The organism is Chitinophaga sp. Ak27, assembly GCF_012726295.1.
In the GTDB taxonomy this organism is placed as follows: Bacteria; Bacteroidota; Bacteroidia; order Chitinophagales; family Chitinophagaceae; genus Chitinophaga.
Genome location: NZ_JABAOB010000001.1, coordinates 1,853,999 through 1,875,998, shown reverse-complemented (window position 1 = coordinate 1,875,998; position 22,000 = coordinate 1,853,999). Strand labels below are relative to the sequence as shown.

At 48.8% G+C, this 22,000-nt stretch carries 19 protein-coding genes; 11 read left to right on the top strand and 8 right to left on the bottom strand.

From position 1 onward, the window contains the following. The first annotated feature begins 28 nt into the window (after positions 1-28). Both HGH90_RS07380 and HGH90_RS07375 read left to right on the top strand, forming a co-directional pair. Positions 29-778, top strand: coding sequence for an MbnP family protein (locus tag HGH90_RS07380; protein WP_168762291.1), 750 nt, complete (start codon positions 29-31; stop codon positions 776-778). Between the two features lie 8 nt (positions 779-786). Further along, the gene (locus tag HGH90_RS07375; protein ID WP_168762292.1) at positions 787-1,836 is read left to right on the top strand and encodes a cytochrome-c peroxidase; all 1,050 of its coding nucleotides are present in this window, start codon (positions 787-789) and stop codon (positions 1,834-1,836) included. A 59-nt stretch (positions 1,837-1,895) separates the two neighbouring features. Here the strand turns inward: HGH90_RS07375 and HGH90_RS07370 are convergent, their stop codons facing one another. From HGH90_RS07370 to HGH90_RS07355, 4 genes are all read right to left on the bottom strand, one after another. Further along, the gene (locus tag HGH90_RS07370) at positions 1,896-2,474 is read right to left on the bottom strand and encodes a DNA-3-methyladenine glycosylase I (RefSeq protein WP_168762293.1); all 579 of its coding nucleotides are present in this window, start codon (positions 2,472-2,474) and stop codon (positions 1,896-1,898) included. Then, positions 2,462-4,663, bottom strand: coding sequence for a DUF4954 family protein (locus HGH90_RS07365; RefSeq protein ID WP_168762294.1), 2,202 nt, complete (start codon positions 4,661-4,663; stop codon positions 2,462-2,464). Before HGH90_RS07365 ends, HGH90_RS07370 begins: the two co-directional genes overlap by 13 nt. A gap of 100 nt (positions 4,664-4,763) precedes the next feature. Then, positions 4,764-6,599 carry a glutamine--fructose-6-phosphate transaminase (isomerizing) gene (gene glmS, locus HGH90_RS07360; RefSeq protein WP_168762295.1) on the bottom strand — a complete coding sequence of 612 codons (1,836 nt, stop codon included), beginning with the start codon at positions 6,597-6,599 and terminating at the stop codon, positions 4,764-4,766. A gap of 262 nt (positions 6,600-6,861) precedes the next feature. Continuing rightward, positions 6,862-9,228, bottom strand: coding sequence for a S9 family peptidase (locus HGH90_RS07355; RefSeq protein ID WP_169190738.1), 2,367 nt, complete (start codon positions 9,226-9,228; stop codon positions 6,862-6,864). A 102-nt stretch (positions 9,229-9,330) separates the two neighbouring features. Here HGH90_RS07355 and HGH90_RS07350 point away from each other — a divergent pair, with 102 nt between their 5' ends. Then, positions 9,331-9,864 carry a histidine phosphatase family protein gene (locus tag HGH90_RS07350; protein ID WP_168762297.1) on the top strand — a complete coding sequence of 178 codons (534 nt, stop codon included), beginning with the start codon at positions 9,331-9,333 and terminating at the stop codon, positions 9,862-9,864. 43 nt (positions 9,865-9,907) lie between these two features. Here the strand turns inward: HGH90_RS07350 and mgtE are convergent, their stop codons facing one another. Together mgtE and HGH90_RS07340 are read right to left on the bottom strand one after the other, a co-directional pair. After that, positions 9,908-11,284, bottom strand: a complete 1,377-nt coding sequence (mgtE, locus tag HGH90_RS07345) for a magnesium transporter (RefSeq protein WP_168762298.1) — start codon at positions 11,282-11,284, stop codon at positions 9,908-9,910. A gap of 58 nt (positions 11,285-11,342) precedes the next feature. Continuing rightward, the gene (locus tag HGH90_RS07340; protein ID WP_168762299.1) at positions 11,343-12,221 is read right to left on the bottom strand and encodes a bestrophin family protein; all 879 of its coding nucleotides are present in this window, start codon (positions 12,219-12,221) and stop codon (positions 11,343-11,345) included. 125 nt (positions 12,222-12,346) lie between these two features. On the opposite strand from HGH90_RS07340, the gene HGH90_RS07335 reads away from it, so the two are divergent. The 6 genes from HGH90_RS07335 (at position 12,347) to hutG (ending at position 18,995) form a co-directional block, all read left to right on the top strand. After that, the gene (locus HGH90_RS07335; protein WP_145671451.1) at positions 12,347-12,748 is read left to right on the top strand and encodes an SET domain-containing protein; all 402 of its coding nucleotides are present in this window, start codon (positions 12,347-12,349) and stop codon (positions 12,746-12,748) included. A gap of 200 nt (positions 12,749-12,948) precedes the next feature. Then, entirely contained in the window at positions 12,949-13,428 is a 480-nt protein-coding gene (locus HGH90_RS07330) for a MarR family winged helix-turn-helix transcriptional regulator (protein ID WP_145671450.1), read from the top strand. 30 nt (positions 13,429-13,458) lie between these two features. Next, complete coding sequence (gene hutH / locus HGH90_RS07325) at positions 13,459-15,027, top strand: histidine ammonia-lyase (RefSeq protein WP_168762300.1); 1,569 nt, start codon at positions 13,459-13,461, stop codon at positions 15,025-15,027. Beyond that, a complete protein-coding gene (hutU, locus tag HGH90_RS07320; RefSeq protein WP_168762301.1) occupies positions 15,005-16,672 on the top strand; it encodes a urocanate hydratase in 1,668 nt (555 codons plus the stop codon). Before hutH ends, hutU begins: the two co-directional genes overlap by 23 nt. An 89-nt stretch (positions 16,673-16,761) precedes the next feature. Further along, positions 16,762-17,994, top strand: coding sequence for an imidazolonepropionase (gene hutI / locus HGH90_RS07315; RefSeq protein WP_169190737.1), 1,233 nt, complete (start codon positions 16,762-16,764; stop codon positions 17,992-17,994). Further along, the gene (gene hutG, locus HGH90_RS07310) at positions 17,991-18,995 is read left to right on the top strand and encodes a formimidoylglutamase (protein WP_169190736.1); all 1,005 of its coding nucleotides are present in this window, start codon (positions 17,991-17,993) and stop codon (positions 18,993-18,995) included. The genes hutI and hutG overlap by 4 nt, the downstream gene beginning before the upstream one ends. A gap of 3 nt (positions 18,996-18,998) precedes the next feature. Here the strand turns inward: hutG and HGH90_RS07305 are convergent, their stop codons facing one another. Then, positions 18,999-19,829: a CHAD domain-containing protein gene (locus HGH90_RS07305; RefSeq protein WP_168762304.1), complete on the bottom strand. Its 831-nt coding sequence runs from the start codon at positions 19,827-19,829 to the stop codon at positions 18,999-19,001. Between the two features lie 72 nt (positions 19,830-19,901). Here HGH90_RS07305 and HGH90_RS07300 point away from each other — a divergent pair, with 72 nt between their 5' ends. Further along, the gene (locus tag HGH90_RS07300; RefSeq protein WP_168762305.1) at positions 19,902-20,489 is read left to right on the top strand and encodes a hypothetical protein; all 588 of its coding nucleotides are present in this window, start codon (positions 19,902-19,904) and stop codon (positions 20,487-20,489) included. Between the two features lie 117 nt (positions 20,490-20,606). Here HGH90_RS07300 and purU read toward each other — a convergent pair whose 3' ends face one another. Further along, entirely contained in the window at positions 20,607-21,473 is an 867-nt protein-coding gene (gene purU, locus HGH90_RS07295; protein ID WP_168762306.1) for a formyltetrahydrofolate deformylase, read from the bottom strand. Between the two features lie 36 nt (positions 21,474-21,509). Between purU and HGH90_RS07290 the strand changes: the two genes are divergently transcribed. After that, positions 21,510-21,998 carry a metallophosphoesterase family protein gene (locus HGH90_RS07290; protein ID WP_168762307.1) on the top strand — a complete coding sequence of 163 codons (489 nt, stop codon included), beginning with the start codon at positions 21,510-21,512 and terminating at the stop codon, positions 21,996-21,998. Positions 21,999-22,000 lie beyond the last annotated feature (2 nt).

The window sequence follows — 22,000 nt, the reverse complement described above, 5'->3', positions numbered from 1 at the left end:
TCATGTAACTTCCTGTAAAAGAGGATACATGATTTTGCGGATTTTTTTTGCCTATGCTGGCTGGTTTCTGCTGGTAACCATCCTGTTTGCCGGCGCTCCCGGCCACGGTGACTCATCACTGCAGCTGCATATCACGCATATCATGGGAGCACAGCCACTGGTAAGAAACCAGGTAACTTATACCAATTCCTCCGGCGAGCCTTTTACGATTAGCCGTTTCCGTTATTTCCTTAGCAATTTTTCCCTGGAAACCGTAGATGGTAAAAGAAGTATTTTGCCTCTATCTTATTTCCTGGTAGATGATGCTATCGACAGTTCTAAAATAATACGGTTAGATAACATACCCGCCGGGCAATATAAGAGCATTCGTTTTCTTATTGGAGTGGACAGTATCCGCAATGTAAGCGGTGCACAATCCGGGGCACTGGCAGTAGAATCGGGCATGTTCTGGACCTGGAACAGCGGGTATATTATGGCGCAGATAGAAGGGCATTCCCCGGTAATAACGTCTCCCACGCAGGAATTCCTGTTTCATACCGGTGGTTATAAAGCCGCCAACCAGGTATTGAAATATGTGGTGCTTACCTTTCCTCAGCCATTATCCATAACCACTGGAAAACAACCACAGGTGCAGCTCAGTGCTGACGTAGCCAAATGGTTTTTGCCAGATACCGTGAGCTTTAAACAGGTAGCGGTCATCATGGCGCCCGGCGTGAATGCACGTAAGGTAGCCAGTAATTACCAACATATGTTCCGGGTAACCGGTATATCCGACTAACAGCATACATGAAGTATAAAGCGATATATATCATAGCAGTGTTTTGTGCCTGGCTGGCGCTGGTACAGGCGGGTGCCCAAAAATCTCGCCGTGGCGACCCTGCGCCTTATTTTTTGCAGCTGCCATCCCACTTTCCCCGGCCGGCATATGACTTCTCCCGCAATCCGCTTACCAAGCCCGGCGTAGCGCTGGGCCGCTTTATGTTTTATGATTACCGCCTGTCGAAAGACAGCACCGTATCCTGCGGCTTTTGCCATCAGCAATTTGCAGCATTCGGACATTTTGATCATGCGCTGGCACATGGGGTGGCCGGTCAGCAGGGCATGCGTTCCGTACCCACGCTGTTCAACATGATCTGGCAAAAAGCTTTTATGTGGGATGGCGGCGTGAATCACCTCGAAATACAGCCGCTTACGCCGCTCACCGATCGTAATGAAATGGCCATGGACCTGAAAGAGCTCTTGCAGAAAATGCAGGCAGATCCCCAGTATCGTAAAATGTTTAAAGCTGCCTTCGGTTCTCCCGAAATTACCAGTGAGCGTATGTTTAAGGCATTTACACAGTTTATTGCCACCATGGTATCTGCCAATTCCAAATACGATAGTGTTATGCTACACTTACCGGGGGCCAGCTTCTCAGATGAGGAAAAGGCTGGCTATAGCGTATTCCGGGAAAAATGCGCTGCTTGTCATAAAGAACCGCTGTTTACGGATCTAACCTATCGCAGCAACGGGCTTCCCTATCTGGCCGCCCTAAACGATGTAGGACGTATGAAAATCACCGGCAACACCGACGATAATCTTCGTTTTAAGGTGCCTTCCCTGCGTAATATTCTCAAAAGCGCCCCTTATATGCACGATGGCCGTTTCTTCGATATTTTCCAGGTATTTGACTTCTACGACCATGGTATAAAAGTAACTCCCACCACCGATCCCCTGGTGAAATCAGGTATCCCGCTTTCCGACCGGGAAAAAAGGCAGCTTTACTTTTTCCTGAATACGCTGACAGATTATTCGTTTTTGAGTAATAAGGAATTGAGTGAGGTATTGATTAATTAGTTAGGGTAATAAAAAAGCGCCCCCATGAAATGAAGGCGCTTACTGTATTTTTCGCATATTTACTTTTTTCCTTTACCGCTCCTCCAGCAATCAGCCACATGATCATCCACCATCCCTACAGCCTGCATATACGCATAACAAATGGTAGATCCCACAAATTTAAAACCCCGCTTCAGCAGGTCCTTGCTCATGGCATCGGAGATGGCTGTTTTGGCAGGCACTTCCCCCATGGTTTTAAAGTGGTTGTGAATAGGCTGGTGGTTGACAAATGACCAGATATACTGGTCAAAACTGCCGAATTCTTTTTGAATGGCAAGAAAAGCTTTTGCATTGCCAATAACGGAGTTTATTTTAAGGCGATTGCGGATGATGCCCTCATTAAGCATGAGTTGCTCCACCTTTTTTTCGTCGTACTTCGCTATTTTTTTAGCATCCCAGTTACTGAATGCTTTGCGGTAGTTTTCTCTTTTGGTGAGCACGGTGTACCAGCTAAGCCCTGCCTGGGCCCCTTCCAGGCAAAGCATTTCAAACAGGTGGGTGTCGTCATGATTAGGCGTGCCCCATTCCTGGTCGTGGTAGTCCTGGTAAAGCTTGTCTTTACCTGCCCAGCCGCAGCGTTTTTTTTCTACAGTTCCCATTCTCCTATAATTTGATGTACTTTTTCTTTATAGGACTCAAGGTCGGTAATAGTTTGATTAATGAAGCTATTATTTTCCAGGCTGCCTACTACTGCATTCATTTCTTTTTCACTTTCGTAGGCCAGTTGACGGAAAGGATTTTTGTAATCCTTTTCGCGGGAGCGTTTTATCTGTATCGTAATCCACTCCATAGTGCGGGTGGTTTCATTCATCCACTCTGCCAGCAGGGCGGGTGTTAAATCTTTCAGTGATACTTCTTTAATGTCCAACAGGGCGGCGATAGCATGCTGCAGTTTATCGGCGGCATAGTCGCTGCCTATTTCTTCATAAGCGGCATGTAGCTGCGGCCAGCTGCTGATTTTATTCTTCTTGATCTTCGATTTGAGCAAGGTCACGGTATCTGCTTTCATCAATTGTCCACCGATATTTAGCCAGTCGCCCCGTTTCGCGGTTTTGGCAACTGCCTGTAAAGCCAGGAAGGACGGCTTGTTGGCGGCCAGGATATTTTTGATACCGTAGAGTACAATCATTTCCCGGAATACCGGGTAAGCCCGGTGTACCTTGAGCAGCTGTACTTCGCGGGAACTGTTCTCAAAGCCGGTAGTGAGGATATGCAGCCTGGATACTTCTTCCTGGTGATGCAGCAACAACTCTTTCCCTTTTTTACGTAGATCCTTTTCCGTTAGTTCCTTTTTGGGTGTATTTTCCGAAAGGGCATACCACGCTTTCCCCGTAGCTATTTCCATGATGGCCAACGCCTGGAACATTTCTTCTACAGAGTCGGGCGCCAGGTAATCGTATTCAATGAGCTGCACTTTATCGGTACGTTTGTCGCGGTCTACATACTTCCAGGAATTGCGGGCAATGGCATACATATTATGAAGAAACCAATAACCGGGGATTACCTTGAGCCGGTTATCATGTTCATCATTTACCACGAGACTGAACGGAATAGGGATATTCAGTTCAGACATATAGTTGCCTTTGGAGATCAGTGTGAAGGTGGCAAATTTAGAGTTGTGTTTCAGGCTCACACAGAGACCCGGCCAGAATCCCCGGCCGGCAATGATTTCGCCGTCAGCACCGCGGGAGTTGTGATTGGAACCAATGGTGGCGCCGGCCGCCATATTGCTCTGCCCCATGATCAGCGCAGCGCAAAGGAACGAGTTATTATGATGTTGTTCATGTGCCGGGAAAATTAATGAGTTCAATACTTCGCAGCAGGAAATGGTGGCATTGTTGCCCAGGTACGAGTTGATCAGTCGTGCACCATACTTGAGCTGGGAATGCGAGGCCATCACAAAGCGAACGGCTTTAACGCCGTAGAATACGCGGCATCCGTAGCCAACCACACCGTTTACCATTTCGCAGCCTTCTCCTATCTGGGAAGAGGCGTCGGCGCTGCTGTTGATAGTAAGGTTTTTTAACTTGTTGGCTCCCTTCAGATAGGCATCCGTACCAATGGTTACATCTTTGATCATCTTACAATTCTTGATCACGGTACGATCTCCAACCATGCCATAATACCCACGTCTCTTATCGAATTGTTTTTCGGTAAAGTTTTTAAACTGCTGTTGCAAGGTGTCATCATCGCGGTAGCGGGTCCACAGATAAGCATCTCCGGGCAGCATGCCATCAAAGGGCATTACGCTTCTTCCACCATTTTCGTTGCAAAGCTCCATCCAGATGCGGCCATTTTCATTTTCCCCTTCTTTCACAATACCATTCCCGAATTTGGCATAGTCGGTGGTAGCCATTTCATTTACATTGGCTACGATGACTTCGTTGCCGAGTATATAATGCGACAAATAGTTCACGTTATGTACTACTACGTTATCCCCGAAATCGCAGGCGCAGATGGTGCTGTTGTACAGTCCTACCGGCATACGCAGGTTATGAAACTCCAGGTAGTAAGGCTCCAGTTTACCGATACGTACCATGCCAAAGAAATGGCAGTGTTGTACCAGTTGCGGGTTAAATTCATCGGATACAAATATGATGTTCCAGTCGTCTGAAGTGTTGTCATTACGTACCAGTGCTTCTACTTCATAAGCGGTCAGCTTACGGTACTGGTCTTTCCGGCTCCATTGCTCGTTACGTAAATAATATTCGTCTTTGCCTTTTGGTAACGTGGTTTCAATAAAATTATACCCCAGTTCGGAAAGGGGTCTTTTCTGGATGTTATTCATGGATATAACTTTTAAGAGCTGGAGGCCATTGACTGTCCGCTTCCAACATACCTGATGAAAACGGATATGTTGGAAGGCGGCCAGCAATGATCAGCAGCAGTTATTCTACTGTCACGGATTTCGCAAGGTTTCTGGGTTTATCAACGTCCAGTCCCTTTAATACGCCTATATGATAAGCCAGTAATTGTAATGGTATAACAGAAATGATAGGAGCTACCATTTCATCGGCAGCAGGCACAAAGATCACATCGTCTGCCATAGGCGGAATGGTTTGGTCACCTTCGGTAACTACGGCAATGACTTTACCTTTGCGTGCTTTTATTTCCTGGATGTTCGACACTACTTTTTCATAGTAACTGTCTTTAGTAGCCACTATGACTACCGGCAGGTGTTCATCTACCAGGGCAATAGGACCATGCTTCATTTCTGCCGCCGGGTATCCTTCTGCGTGGATATAAGAAATTTCTTTCAGTTTCAGGGCGCCTTCCAGGGCTACCGGGAAATTGTATCCGCGGCCCAGGTAAAGGAAGTCGCGGGCATCTTTATATTTATCTGCTATCTTTTTTACCTGGTCGTCCAGTTTCAGCGCCACGGCTACTTTTTCTGGTACCTGGTCCAGTTCGTCCAGCAGGTGTTGAAAACGTTGAGGGGTGATGGTGCCTTTGTCTGCCGCCAGTTTCAGGCCTACCAGGCAAAGTACGGCCAGCTGGGCAGTAAAGGCTTTGGTGCTGGCTACGCCAATTTCAGGGCCTGCATGCGTATAGGCGCCGGCATGTGATAAACGGGCGATGGAAGAACCTACCACGTTACATACGCCCAGGATGATAGCACCTTTTTCTTTGGCGCTTTCTATAGCTACCAGGGTATCAGCAGTTTCGCCGGATTGTGATACAGCAATGATTACATCGCCTTCACCCACTACCGGGTTGCGGTAACGGAACTCAGATGCGTATTCTACTTCCACCGGGATACGGCACAACTCTTCAATCATATACTCCGCTACCAGCCCGGCGTGCCAGGAGGTACCGCAGGCCACGATGATAATACGTTTGGCATTGCTGAGCACATCGGCATACTCGCGCATACCTCCCATGGTGAGCGTACCGTTTTTGGCATCCAGGCGTCCGCGTAAACTATCGAAGATCGTTTGCGGCTGTTCAAATATTTCTTTCAGCATGAAATGATCATAACCACCTTTTTCAATAGCGGCCAGCTCTATGTCCAGCTGCTGTATGTAAGGTGTTTGCCTTTCATTGGAAATATTTTTCAGGATCAGCTCATCGGCTTTGATGATCGCTATTTCGTAGTCATTCACATATACTACTTCTTTCGTATACTCGATAATGGGAGAAGCATCAGATGCCAGGAAATGTTCTCCTTTACCCACGCCAATAACCAGCGGGCTTCCCTTACGGGCGGCAATCAGGGTATCCGGGTTATCTTCATCGATCAATACGATCACATAAGCACCTACCACCCTTTTTAAAGCAATGCGTAGGGCTTCTTCGAGTGAACACTGGTTTTGTTTTTTGATCTCTTCAATGAAGTGAAGCAAAACTTCAGTGTCGGTATCGCTGTGAAACGTATGTCCCTGTTTAATCAGTTCCTGTTTTAACTGCACATAGTTTTCGATGATGCCATTGTGGATCATGGCCAGTTTACCGTCGCCGGATAAGTGCGGGTGAGCATTCCGGTCGCAGGGCTCTCCGTGGGTAGCCCAACGGGTATGCCCGATGGCGATATGACTGCGCATATCTTTACCTGCCACGAATTCTTCGAGCGCGGCAACTTTATCTTTTCTTTTGTATACCTGCAGCCCGTCGTTAATAAGGGCTACACCCGCGCTGTCATAGCCACGGTATTCCAGTCTTTTGAGGCCTTTTAATACTACCGGGTAGGCTTCTCGCTGCCCGATATAAGCTACTATTCCACACATAAGGTTTTTGGATTTGTGCTAAGGTTTATCATTGCAATATCGCATTAATTGTTAAAATCACATCAGGAAATGTGAATATTGTTTAAGTTAAAGATATGGTCTGCGTGCATTCTACGATGGTCCTAAAGTAAAATGAAAAAGGGAATACAGTGAACCTGCAGGAGAAAATTAAGATTCCTTAACATTCGTCCATATCATTCACTGTATTCCCTTGCTAAATTTTTTTTACCGAGATAACTAAATAAAAAAAATTAAAATGCCTTTACGGTTTTAAGAGCGTACTCTCAAACAACAAAAGTATTCTTTTATATTCATCTGTCCAGCTGCTGGGCGTAATAAATCCGTGATCTTCTACCGGATATACCGCCAGCTCCCAGTTATTCTTACCTAATTCTATCAATCGTTGCGATAAACGCACGATATCCTGGAAATGCACGTTGGTATCTATCATACCATGACACATCAGCAGTTTACCCTGCAACCCCTCTGCGAAATAAATAGGAGAGGAACGGCGATACGCAATACTGTCTGTAAATGGCTCATTCAATATATTGCTGGTATAACCGTGGTTATAATGCGCCCAGTCGGTAACAGAGCGCAAAGCCGCACCGGCTGCAAAGGTGCCGGGTTGGGTAAACATGGCCATGAGTGTCATAAAGCCACCATAGCTGCCTCCATAAATCCCGATACGCCGCGCATCGACCTGCAATTTTTCTGCCAGATATTTAGCGCCATCTACTTCGTCGTCCAGGTCTTTGCCACCCATATGCCGGTAAATACCAGTACGCCAGTTGCGTCCGTAACCCGCGCTGCCACGATAGTCCATGTCCAGCACCGTATATCCTTTATCGGTAAGCAGGTTGTGAAACATATATTCCCTGAAATAGCTGCTCCACCATTTGTGCGCATTTTGCAGGTAGCCTGCGCCATGTACAAATATTACGGCCGCCCCATTGTTTTTGGCAGGATCGGGTGTATACAGGCGGGCATACACGGGTTGTTGATCGCGGGCCATAAAAGTGATCACCTGCGGGTCGCGCCAGGGATAGGATTTGAACTCATCCGATTGTCCCAGCCGGGTTACCTGTACCGGCTGACTACCCGGGTTGTTAGGCTGCAGGTATAGCTCCCAGGGCTTGTTGGAATAAGAATAACGAAATGCTAACCACTTGCCATCCGGAGATACCTGCACTTCATTGGCGCCGGGCTGCGTGGTAATTCTTTCAGCCCTTCCTCCCTGGACAGGCATGCGGTAAAACTGTTTTTCTCCCGGATGTACTTCGTTGGTGGTGAGATAGAAATACTTTTTATCGGGCGATAGCTGCACGTCCTGTATCTCGTATTGACCGCTGGTCAGCTGTTTCACCCCGCCGTTGTTCACGTTTACCGTGTACAGGTGGGAATAGCCGGTGGCCTCCGACTGGAACCACGCGGTATTTTCATCTATCCACCCAATGTTGCCATTGCCCCAGTCGATACCCGGACCGCCAATCCAGGCCTCATCCCGCTGCCGGTTCAATGTTTTTAAGGTACCTGTTGCCGCATCCAGCAATACCATCCAGCGGTCCTTATTGTCCTGCGAACGCACTTCCGCAAGGGCATGCGTGCCCTGGTCAGACCACCAGGGGCCGTTCACCTGCACGTCCCTGACTACGGGCGTATCCTTTTTCGTATAGTCTTTTACGTAATCCGGCTGATCTTTTATCCCCGGCAGGTCGCTAGTTTTAACCGGCAGTACGGTATCACGTTGCCGGTCGTATACATAGCTTTCATAGCTACCCTGGGGCGACCCTACTTTATCGCGTGCGGGGATATCGGTGGTATAACCGCTGGCCGTCACGAATTCAGGAACAATAGTATTACGTACACCGGAAGGCGCTGTATACAAGGTATAGGTAATGAATCGCCCATCGGGACTGATACCGATGTTATAAAGGGATTTGTTTTGCAGGTACAGGCGGCGCAGCGCTGCCGGCTCATGTGCTTTATTGAAGGCGGTGGTGGCGTCTTTCTTAGCCTTACGGTCGCGTACAACCTGCATCAGCGCCAGTTGCTGGGCTTTCAGCGTTTGTTCTTCCATGTTGCCCGCTTTACGCTCGTCGCTATCCACAGGTTTGCTGCCGTTATCAAAGCTGGTCAACTGGCTGATCAACCCGCTGGTACGGTCCCACGCAAATAGGTCGTTGTTTTGCTGGAATACTATCTGTTTACCGCCAAAACTAAACACAGGGCTGGTTTCCGTGGCGACAGTACTGGTAATACGGGTCAGTTTCCCTGTTTTTATCTCCAGTAAATAAATATCTCCCTGGTAGCTATAGGCCAGTAAAGTTTTATCCGTGTTATAGGCGCCGGAGGCCCTGGCCTTGATGAGGGCTCTTTCGGCAGCATCGGTTTTACGGGGCGTGTTGTTCTTTGTACTGGCGTAGTACAGGGAGTCGCTCAGCTGTTTATCCGGGTTCCAGTCGAAGTACACGGTTTGGTTGTCAGTACCCCAAAAAACATGATCAGGAGAAGTGCCTATCCATTTCGGATCTCGCATAATCTTTTCTACCGTAAGCGGCCCGGCTTGCTGGGCAAAGGTGCTGTTGGCTGATAAAAAAATAATGGCGGGTATTACCCAATATCTCATAGTGGTTCATTAATTTGTTGGGGAATAAATGTAACAGTTTAATCATAAATTGACATAAGTTTTGGATGGACGTACTGCGGTCATCTGTTTTAAATCCGCTTTATGCGCACAATGCCAATATTGCTTTCCCTCTTGCTGCTGATAGCCTGTCAGCCCAAACAACCGGTGCGGCAGCCCATACCGGTAGCGGAAGACACCACTTTTTTAACCGGCACTTTTTATATTGTACGGCATGGAGAGGAATGCCCGGGTCCGGATTCCGTACTCACCGCTACCGGCAACGCCCGGGCAGGAGCCTTATATAGACTGTTAAAGGATTCGGCGCTGAATAAAATTTATACCACGCCCTATAAAAGAGCGGTGGCCACGGCCGACAGCCTGCGTATGCGGTTGCATCTCGACACCTGCTTTTACCAGGCAGATACCAGCGGGGAGTCTTTTATTTACCAGGTAACGCGGCATGAAGACTGGGGCAAACGTATCCTGGTGGTAGGGCATGCACACACAATCATCCCACTGCTGCGAAGCCTGAAAGTGAGTCCCGCCAGGGATTCTATCCGGGATACGGAATACGATAAATTATTTATAGTCAGAAAGAGTAAGGCAGAAACAACGCTGAAAGAGATCAGCTTCTGATAAGGAGTTGAAAGCCGTAAGGTAAAAGCCGGAGGCTTTTACCTTATAACAATATTCCCCTCATCAGGGTATAAGCCACGGAGAAGTAAATCAGTAATCCCGTTACGTCTACCAGGGTAGCTACAAACGGGGCAGAGGAGGTAGCCGGGTCGGCCCCGCATTTTTTAAGTACCAATGGTAACATTGATCCGGAAAGGGTACCCCATAATACTACGCCTACCAGCGAAATGCCCACTGTAGCGCCAATCAGCACCGTGTGAGCGCCATAGGTATGGAACAGGGTATTCCATAGCAGGATACGTATAAAACCAATACAGCCTAATACGCCACCCAGTAGCAGGCCAGAGAGAATTTCCCGGCGCATCACCCGCCACCAGTCGGTTACGGTAATTTCACCCAGGGCCATGGCCTGTATAATCAGGGTAGAAGCCTGGGAACCGCTGTTACCCCCGCTGGAAATAATGAGGGGTACAAACAGTGCCAGCACTACCGCTTTGGCTATTTCGTCTTCAAAAAATCCCATGGCGGTAGCGGTCAGCATCTCCCCGATAAATAATACTACCAGCCAGCCTACACGCTTTTTTACCAGCTTCAGCAAGGGCATATCGAGATAAGGCTCATCCAGGGCCTCGGTACCACCAATCTTTTGAATATCTTCTGTATGTTCTTCGTTGGCGATCCACAACATATCATCGATGGTCACAATGCCCAACAGGATGCCCTGGTCGTCTACTACGGGTAAGGCTACCCGGTTTTCCATCCGGAATACCTGGATGGCTTCTTCCTGGTCATCGTTGGCATGCAGGGATACAAACCGGTCGTCCATCAGGGTATGTACCACTGTATCAGTAGATACCAGCAGGAATTCCCGTATCCGGAAGTCATCCAGCAGATGGCCTTTTTCATCGATCACATATATTACATCGATCGTTTCACTGTCTTTTCCATATTCCCGGATATAATCCAGTACACGCTTTACCGTCCACTCTTCCCTCACGGCAATGTAGTCGGGCGTCATGATACGGCCTACGCTGTTTTCCTTGTAGCCCAGCAGCGACAAGGTGATACGTCTTTCTTCGGGATCGAGTAATTTAATTAGTTCTTTTACCGCCTCGCTAGGCAATTCTTCCAGGAAAGCGGTGCGGTCATCCGCTGGCAGCTCATTCATCAACTCCGCGATCTTGGCGGCCGATAAAGTCCGGATCACGTCTTCCTGCAAGGGAAAATCCAGGATGCGGAAAGCCGCTGCCGCTCTGCTGATCGACAGGTTATTGATAATCACATCGGCTTCATCCGGATCTTCGTGAATCAGTTCGGCTATATCCGTTATCAGCTGATCATCCAGGTATACTGACAGCTCGCGGTAATTCTTTTCATCTGTCAGTGTCTGGAATTTTTCCAGTAAAGCTTCATTTTCCATGTACAAATTGCCTCTATCTGCGAAAATAAGTTAAAATAGCACGCTGCCGGGACAGTCGTTATAATAATTCTGATACATGCAGCCGGATATTGCCGCAAATGGTATCCAGGGGCAGGTCGTTGGCATCCCAGCCAAACGGATCCTCAATTTCTTCTGCGATCAGCTCCAGGCTGGCCAATACAAAGAATACGAATACAATCATGGGCACAATCAGGTAGCCCAGGCTGAATACATATCCAAATGGCATGGACATCACGTAGAAGAATATAAACTTTTTAATAAATGCACTGTAGGAAAAGGGGATGGGGGTATTCCTGATCCGCTCGCAGGCGCCGCATACATCTGTGAAGTTCTGTAACTCGCTGTTGATCACAATCAGCTGATCGCCGCTAATGTCGCCACTGCGGTATAGCTCCATGGTTTTGCTGGTGATTTGTAAGGCCAGCTGATTAGGGACATGTTTGGAGGCATCTGCAGCAAATGCCTCCTGGCCGGGCAGGGCTTCCATTTCGGCGGCTATATAGCTTTTGCGCAAATGGTTCTTGAGGCTGTAGGCAAAATTGGGAATCATTACTTTATAAAACTGCCGGGCTTCAATATTACCTGCCGGTAATACGGCCTGCAGCTTCATGGCCAGGTTACGGCTGGAATTGACGAGCGCCCCCCATTGCCGCCTGCCTTCCCACCACCGGTCGTATGCCGTATTGGTGCGGAATACCAGCAGCAACGAAATCACAAAACCCAGCAAACCGTGCATGAGGGATATGTTCTTCACCTCGCTGTTGGCCGATAATTTCCATACCGACAACTCCAGCCAGGCAATGATGGTGGCGTAAACAGCCAGGGCAATAAACATGGGAAACAGCTTTCTCACCGTATCCGCTTTGTGGATACGGAAAATAAACGTAAACCATTCTTTTGGGTTATAATTGATCATAATACAGGTTCATGAAAGGCAAAAAAAATATTTTCCGGGCCGCAAACCTAAATTTTTTCAACATGATTTTGATAACTTCTTCGTTTAACTTTACTTTACGTCTTCTTATTATCTGAAATAGCGCTATGATAAAGCCGTACTTGTACATTGACAAATCGAAGGGCAGAGGCAGAGGAGTATATACTACCGAAAATATTCCGGCTGGAACAAGAATAGAAACATCCCCCGTACTTGTTCTCTCTAACAGCGATACCGACATTGTGGACCAGACCAGGCTCCATAATTATATTTTTCTCTGGGGACCGAAAGAAACCAAATCCTGCGTGGCACTGGGCTTTTGCTCCATCTATAACCACGACTACCACCCTAACTGTGAGTATGAAATGGATTTTTCTGAAGAAACCATGAGCATCATCACCCTCCGTGAAATCAAAAAAGGAGAAGAACTTTTTATTAACTATAACGGCGATATCACCGATACCTCCCCGCTTTGGTTCGATGTGAAAAAGAAACAAAAAACTAAATAATCAGCGCTGAAAGCGGAAGGCAGAAAGCAAAAAGCTATTGCAGCGAAGATCTGCGCGGATAAATATCCGCTGTAATCGTCCGCTAGAATAGCTTTTTGCTTTCTGCCTTCCGCTTTTTGCTTTTTCCATATTTCTTTTGTAATATTGTATAAGTGCTTATATAAATTGAATTGTATAAGCGCTTATGTAAATAATAAGATATGTCATTCTATCCATCACTAGGCTATCTCGTCTTTGGCAGCCGCCTTCGCCGGTTGAGTGAATACTTCCTCATGGAAGTAAACAAAGTATATGAACAGGCAGGCATTGCCTTCGACGCCAGCTGGTTCCCCGTATTTTACCTGTTGTCGAAACAACAGTCCATCCCCATGATCGATATCTCCGAACAGTTGGAAATATCCCATTCCGCCGTTAGCCAGATGGTCACTAACCTGAAAAAGAAAGGACTGCTGAAAACTACCCCCTGCAAAGAGGATGGACGCCGGCAGCTGGTAGCCTTCTCTAAGAAAGGAGAGGAACTGCTGCACCAGATACAACCCATCTGGGAAGCCATTACCAGCGCTATGAATGAACTGGCCATGGAAAACAAACAAAGCCAGCAGGTACTGGCAGCCATCGCACAAATTGAACAGGCCGTGCAGCAAAAACCGTTGTCAGAAAGGATTAAACAACAACTTTAATACATCATACACCAGAAAAATCTTCCTAATATGAGTGACATTTTTAAGTATGGTATTGACCAGCTCACCGTTGCCACCGCCATTGACATTGCGGCCGGCAAAGTGAAGGGAATACTGATACCGGAAGTCATCAACCGTGTACAAACCAGCTTCGGGTATGTGCAAACCATCGTGGCCCAACATACCACGGTATATGGTATCAACACCGGCTTCGGCCCGCTCTGTGATACCAAAATATCTGAAGAAGATACCCGCGCCCTGCAGTACAACATCCTGCAAAGCCATAGTGTAGGCGTAGGAAATCCTATCCCGGAAGAAGTGGCCCGCATCATGCTGATCACTAAAGTGCATGCATTGGCACAGGGCTTTTCAGGTATAGCATTGTCTACCCTGGAACGGATCATCTGGCATATTGACCACCAGGTAACACCGCTGGTGCCTGAAAAAGGCTCTGTGGGCGCCTCCGGCGACCTGGCGCCATTGTCGCACCTCTTCCTTCCGTTGATCGGCCTTGGCCTCGTATGGTACAAAGGACAGAAAACCGATACCGCCGCCATGATGCAACAGGAAGGTATACAACCCATTGTACTGGGGCCCAAAGAAGGACTGGCACTGATCAATGGTACACAGTTCATCCTGTCGTTTGCTGTAAAAGCCGTGCAGCGCCTCCACAACGCGCTGGAAGCAGCCGATATCATCGGCGCCCTTTCCCTCGAAGGACTCATGGGCACCGCCAAACCTTTCGATTCCCGCTTACACGCCATCCGTCCTTTCCCCGGCAACCAGCTGGTAGCGCACCGTCTGAAAACATTGCTCGACCATTCAGAAATCATGTCATCACATGTGGATTGTGGCCGCGTACAAGACCCATACTCCCTGCGTTGTATGCCACAGGTACATGGTGCGTCCCGCACCGCCTGGCTGCACCTGCTCGAACTTACTACCATAGAGCTGAATGCCGTTACCGATAACCCGATTATCTTCAGCGCGGAAGATACTATCAGCGGTGGCAACTTCCACGGACAGCCCATGGCTCTTCCCCTGGATTACGCCACAGTAGCGGCTGCGGAGCTGGGCAATATTTCCGACCGGCGCTGTTATATGATGATCGAAGGAAGATATGGTCTGCCTAAGCTCCTGATCCAGGATGCCGGGCTTAACTCCGGTTTCATGATTCCACAATACACTACCGCCGCCCTGGTAACAGAAAATAAAACACTTTGTTTCCCTGCCAGCGCCGATAGCGTACCTACCTCCCTCGGCCAGGAAGATCACGTATCCATGGGGTCTATCAGCGGGCGAAAACTGAACCAGGTGATCGACAACCTGGAATACATACTGGCCATAGAATTACTGTATGCCGCACAGGCGGTGGATTTCCGCCGGCCGCTGAAATCAGGCCCTGTGCTGGAAGCCGTGCATCGCTATACCCGTGAACAGGTAACGTTTGCCGCTAAGGACCGCATCTTCGCCAACGATATTGCCGCCCTCCATCATATCATCACCAATCAATCGCTGGTACGCGTAGCCAATGAAGCCGCCGCCAGTCATCAACTTAACTTAAACGGAGTTTACAATGACCAGTTTGGACTTTATTAAAACCTACGCAGCCCACCCGCATTACAAGGCGCCCCGCGGTACCCAGCTGCATGCCAGATCCTGGCAAACAGAAGCGCCGCTGCGCATGTTACTCAATAACCTGGATGCCGAAGTAGCCGAAAACCCCGATGAACTGGTAGTATACGGTGGTATAGGCCAAGCCGCCCGCAACCGCGAAGCCCTGCAAAAAATTATTGAATCACTGCTGGTACTGGACGACCACCACTCCCTGCTGGTGCAGTCGGGGAAACCAGTGGGTATTGTACGCACCCATCCCCAGGCCCCGCGCGTAATGCTGGCCAACAGCAACCTGGTTCCCAAATGGGCTACCTGGGAGCATTTCAACGAATTAAGAGCCAAAGGCCTGATGATGTACGGGCAAATGACCGCCGGTAGCTGGATCTATATTGGTACACAGGGCATCTTACAAGGTACCTATGAAACCTTTATGGAATGCGGCCGTCAGCATTTTAACGGCAACCTTTCCGGCAAACTGCTGGTAACTGCCGGTATTGGCGGTATGGGCGGCGCTCAGCCCCTGGCCGCTACCATGGCGGGCGCTGTATTCATCGGTGCCGACATCGATCCTACCCGTATCCAGAAAAGACTGGATACCCGTTATATCGATCGCATGACGTATTCTTATGAAGAAGCCATCCAATGGGCTAAGGATGCCCAGGCGAAAGGACAGGCGCTCTCCATTGGCCTGGTAAGCGATGCCGGGGATATGCTGGAAAGAATGCTGAAAGACAATATCATTCCAGATATCCTCACCGACCAAACTTCCGCCCATGACCCGCTGAATGGTTATGTGCCCAATGGTATGACGTTGGCAGCAGCATTGGAACTCCGTAAACAGGATCCGGCCAGGTACCGCGAATTGTCGCTGAAAAGCATGGCCCGACACGTTGGCTTCATGCTGCAATTACAGCAAAAAGGCGCCATTACTTTCGACTACGGTAACAACCTGCGCGAGTTTGCCAGGGAAGGAGGAGAGCCCAACGCCTTTAATTTCCCCGGCTTTACGCCCGCTTATATCCGTCCGTTATTCTGTGAAGGAAAAGGACCTTTCCGCTGGGTAGCCCTCTCCGGCGACCCGGAAGATATTTATACCACCGATCGCGCACTCATGGAAGCATTTCCTGAAAATACCCACCTGATCAACTGGTTGAAACAAGCGCAGGAAAAGGTAGCCTTCCAGGGCCTTCCCGCCCGCATTTGCTGGCTGGGCCTCGGTGAACGCGAAAAGGCCGGCCTCATTTTCAATGAGCTGGTGAGAAACGGGAAAGTAAAAGCACCCATTGTAATTGGCCGCGATCACCTCGACTGTGGCTCTGTGGCTTCCCCCAACCGAGAAACCGAAGCGATGCTCGATGGGTCCGATGCCGTGAGCGACTGGCCATTACTCAACCTCATGGCCAATACCGGCGGAGGCGCCACCTGGGTTTCTTTCCACCACGGTGGTGGCGTAGGCATGGGATATTCTCAGCATGCCGGAATGGTAGTACTGGCCGATGGTACTGATCGCGCTGCCTCCTGCCTGAGCCGCGTACTGTTCAATGATCCCGCACTGGGCATTTACCGCCATGCAGACGCCGGCTATGAAAAGGCACAGGAATGGGGAAGAAAGTTTGAAATTTATTAGAGAAGCATAAAGCATAAAGCCATGGGTACTATATTCGCATTCATCATTCGCGCCAATGGCTTTATGCTTTATGCTCAAAAAAATAAACCATGAAAACATTACTCGGTCCTTTCACCCAAATATTGCCCATGACAGATTTGTCGCTGAAGGGCGCCCTGCAGGATGAGCAGCTCAAGGTGATAGAAAAAGGAGGCGTGGTGTTGGAAAACGGTGACATCGTTGCGGTAGCAGATTATAAGTCGCTCCTGCAACGGTACCCCGACAGTGAAATTGCTTTTATAGATACGCCCATGGTATTGCTGCCAGGATTTATCGATTGCCATACCCATATCTGTTACGACGGCACCCGCAATCGCGACTATGCTATGCGCATTGCCGGAAAAAGCTACCTGGAAATAGCCCATGCCGGCGGCGGTATCTGGGATTCGGTCACCAAAACACGTATAGCCGACCTCGTTACCCTTACCGAGAATACGGTAGCCCGGGCTAATCGCCATTTAAAAGAAGGTGTTACCACCATTGAAGTGAAAAGTGGTTACGGCCTCAACGAAGAAAGTGAGTTAAAAATGCTGCGGGCTATCCAGCAGGCAGCGCTGCATACAAGCGCTACGCTGGTGCCCACCTGCCTGGCCGCACATATGAAGCCCCGCGACTATAACGATTCGGAAGAGGCTTACCTGCAATGGATCCTACAGGAACTATTGCCCCTATTGAAACAGGAACAGCTGACCCGGCGTGTGGATATTTTTATTGAAGAAACAGCTTTTTCTGCTACTGCGGCTGCCTCCTTTTTGCAAAAGGCCCTGCAGCAAGGCTTTGCGGCCACCGTGCATGCCGATCAATTCAGTGCGGGCGGCGCTGCTGTAGCCGTTAACGCCGGCGCCTTATCTGCCGACCATCTCGAAGCCAGCACAGAAAAAGAAATCGCTTTACTGGCAAATTCTGATACGGTTGCTGTAGTTTTGCCTGGTGCTTCGCTGGGACTGGGCATGCCTTATGCGCCGGCCCGTAAGTTGCTGAATGCTGGCGCCTGCGTTGCTATTGCCAGCGACTGGAACCCCGGATCAGCGCCAATGGGCGACTTACTCGTGCAAGCTGCCGTAATGAGCGCCGCAGAGAAATTGTCTACAGCAGAAGTACTGGCCGCACTGACCCTGAGAGCCGCCCCGGCCCTGCAGTTACGCAATGCCGGTCAACTGGTACCCGGCTATATAGCCGACTTACAGGCTTATCCTACTGCTGATTACAGAGATATCCTCTATTATCAGGGTAAGATGAAACCTGTTATGGTGTGGAAAAAAGGAGAACTAGTATCAATATGATAACAAAGGAAAGCTATCAGCCTACTGCAGCAAATACCTGGACAGGCCGCACCGACGGCACCGAACCGGATTTGCTGCGCTGGCACCAGGTAATAAAAGTAACAGACTTGCTGCAGGAACCATTGCCCGCATTACTATCCGGACAGAAGGGCATTGCCCTGCTGGGCTTTGCCTGCGATGAAGGTGTTCGCCGTAACAAAGGCAGGGTAGGCGCCGCAGAAGGGCCCACGGCGTTACGCAAGGCCATCGCCGGTTTCCCCGTTCACTTCAACGCCCAAACGATATTGCTGGATGCAGGAGATATTGTATGTGTAAACGGAGAACTGGAAAATGCACAAACCGTACTTCGCGAAGCTGTACAAACGATACTGCTTGCCGGCTACCTCCCGGTACTGCTGGGTGGCGGACATGAAATTACGTATGGTCATGCCAGTGGTATACGCCAGTTTGTAGCACCGCAACAGGTAGGATTCATCAACTTCGATGCACATTTCGATATCCGAATTCCTGATGAACAGGGCGCCAGCTCCGGCACCGGCTTCTGGCAGCTCGCACTGGACTGCAAACAGGCGGGAACGCCTTTTCATTACCTGGCCCTCGGTATACAAAAACTGGGTAATACCCGGCAGCTGTTCAATATCGCCGGAGAAGAGGAAGCTACCTATGTAAGCGCAGACGCTTTCCACCTGAATGATAAAGACACCCTGTTTGCCGCCATTCAACATTTTCTCAGCCAGGTTGATAAAGTGTATCTCACTACCTGTTTGGATGTATTTGCCGCTCCTTTTGCACCGGGCGTGAGCGCTACCGCCTATAATGGTATTATACCCGGAGGGTTGTTCCTGCAATGCTATCGTAAAATCTTACAAAGTGGAAAGGTAGCAGGTGCTGATATTGCAGAACTGAATCCTTCACTGGATATCGACAACCGCACAGCCAGGCTCGGGGCTGCCCTCATTTTTGAAACAGTAATGGCCTATTGTGGAGAGTTTAGTTTTTAGCTGTTAATAGCTGATTTCCATCAACGTTTTTATTTGCCTGGAACACTGCAACAGCTGGGCTTTGACATCAGCTCTTAAGCGTAGCTGCAGTTGGCGTGCCGCTTCCGGCAATGTTACTTTCTCTTTCTTTAGTTGGGTAATGGTATGACCTACAAACAACGACAATTCGCTGGTATCGTGCCATTGCCCCAGCAATTCACCCGCCTTGCCGGCATGTTTGGTCAACGTATCCGTGTAGGTGGTAGGCAACACTTCCGTCAGTATGGTCAACTGGTAATACAATGACTTTACACGCTTTCTTACCTCATGCCATTCCGCATGATGTACCCTACCGACCGGCAAAACAATTTGCTGATGCTGTTGGTAGAGATATTGGCGGAGCGCCTCGGTAGCGGCAGTTTTATCCATTTCCTCCATGGCCTTGCTGAAGCGCTCAGGCAAGGTTTTCAGCTTTTTCAATGAAGTATGTTTGACGGTGACCTGTAGCAGGTCGATAGCAGTGGTATGTTTCTTTTGTAGCAATAAATGCGCAAACGAAAAACGCCAGGCAACTTTCTTTTCGTACAGGCGCAGGTGCTTTCCCTGCAGGTGGGCATCCCTGGAGGCTCCGCCCACAGATTGTATCAACCTTGCGGCGTGGAGGTGCTTTCCTGCACCGAAAGAATAGTCTGGCAATTGTTTGGCAAGGGCGAAAAATGCCCGGAGCTTTTTTACGCCCACCCGGAGCCGGTGTACGGCATCTGCATCGCCCGGCGTTTGCTGCAGGGTATCGTACGCCGATATCACCGTATCGCACTCTTTACGTAAATACTGATATAATGCGGTAAGTAACATGCTTATTAAAGTTAACATAAAATCCGCCGCTATCCCGGGAAATTCAATATTTTTGTCCAAAATTGTTATGTTATGCAACTAGTCCCCAAAGTAGCAGCAGCATTGCTGTTATCTGTATTGTGCCTTCCCGCGGCAGCACAAAAGATTAAACTGGTAGACGGTGATCCGGCTGTATTAAAAGACCAGAAAGAACTCAATGTCGAATTTACGTATGATCACCTGTCTGTTGGTAAAGACAGCGAGGAAGATTATGTACAGAAGAAAACAGCTGAGTACAATAAGAAGGAGCCAGGTAAAGGCGACGCCTGGGCCAAAGCATGGGTAGCCGACCGGGCTTCCCGCTATGAGCCTAAGTTTGATGAGCTGTTTAATGACAATGGAGACATTAAGGCAGGTAGCTTCCCCAATGCGAAGTATACCCTGATCTTTCACACCACTTTCATTGAGCCGGGATTCAATGTAGGCGTGGCCCGCAAAAACTCCTATATTGATGCGGAAGTCCTTATCGTGGAAACCGCCAACAAGGGTAAAACCCTGGCAAAAATATCCGTAGACAATGCCCCTGGCCGTATGATGGGATTCGATTTCGATACTGGTATGCGCATCACGGAGTCGTATGCGGTAGCCGGGAAAAAACTGGCTAAGTTCCTGGGTAAATAAGCAGAGGGCTGAAGGCGCAAGGCAAAAAGCTATTGTGGAGACTGATCTTGGCGAATATTAACAATCGCTCTGGTCGTTCTCCATAATAGCTTTTTGCCTTGCGCCTTCAGCCTTCTGCTAAAATACAATCGTTTTATTGCCGTGTAGCAATACCCGGTTTTCCACATGCGCCTTCACTGCCCGGGTCAGCACCTGCCGTTCAATATCCCGCCCCAGCATCACCAGGTCTTCCACAGTATGTTTATGGCTTACCCTGGCTACATCCTGTTCTATAATGGGGCCTTCGTCCAGCTCATTGGTTACATAGTGGGCGGTTGCGCCAATCAGTTTAACACCTCTCGTATAGGCATTCAGGTAAGGCCGCGCGCCGGCAAATGCAGGCAAAAAAGAATGATGGATGTTGATAATCCGTTGCGGATACCTGCCTACAAATTCCGGGGATAATATCTGCATGTACCTGGCCAGTACCGTAAAATCAATTGTATGTTCTTCCAGTAAGCGAATGGCCGCCTGTTCCTGGGCTGCTTTATTATCAGGATTTACCGGGAGATAGTGAAATGGAATCCCCATGGCGCTGCAATCATTTTCCAGTTTAGTGTGATTGGAGATCACCAGCGGAATTTCTACCGGCAACTCCCCGCTTTTCCATCTCCATAATAATTCCAGCAAACAGTGATCATAGGCAGATACAAGGATAGCCATGCGTTTGCGCTGATCGCTATAATCTATCTTCCATTCCATATGCAGCGGCGTAGCTACGTCCTCCTGGAAAGTGGCTTCCAGCCTGGCTTTGTCCAGCTCGTCCAACTGAAACTCCATACGCATGAAAAATAAACCCTCCCTGGGATCAGTGCTGTGTTGGCTCGCATCAAGTATATTTGCACCGGATTGGTAAAGAAACCGGGACACCCCGGCAACAATACCAGGCCTGTCGGGACAACAGATCAACAGGCAGGCAGTGATAGGTGTAGTGTGTTTTGACATATAGTTACCAAAATAATAATATTAATACAATCTCTCTTGAAAAAGATAGGACTCATGTCGGATACCCATAGTTACCTGCACCCACAGGTATTCAAATACTTCGAAGAAGTAGATGAAATCTGGCATGCCGGAGATATCGGCAACGTAGAGCTGGCAGATAAACTGGAAGCCTTCAAACCATTCAGGGCCGTTTACGGTAATATCGACGGTGCGGATATCCGTATACGTTACCCGGAAATATTACGTTTTAACCTGGAAGAAGTAGAGGTGATGATGACACATATTGGCGGCTACCCGGGAAAATATGCCCCAGGCGTAAGGGAAATATTAAAAAAGCACCCGCCGAAACTCTTTATCTGCGGGCATTCACATATTTTGAAGGTAATGCCAGATCCGGCCCTGCATTTGTTACACATGAACCCGGGCGCCTGCGGCCAGCAGGGCTGGCACAAAGTGAAAACATTATTGCGTTTTCAGCTCGATAACGGCAATATTCAACAACTGGAAGTGATTGAATTGCCCTGATC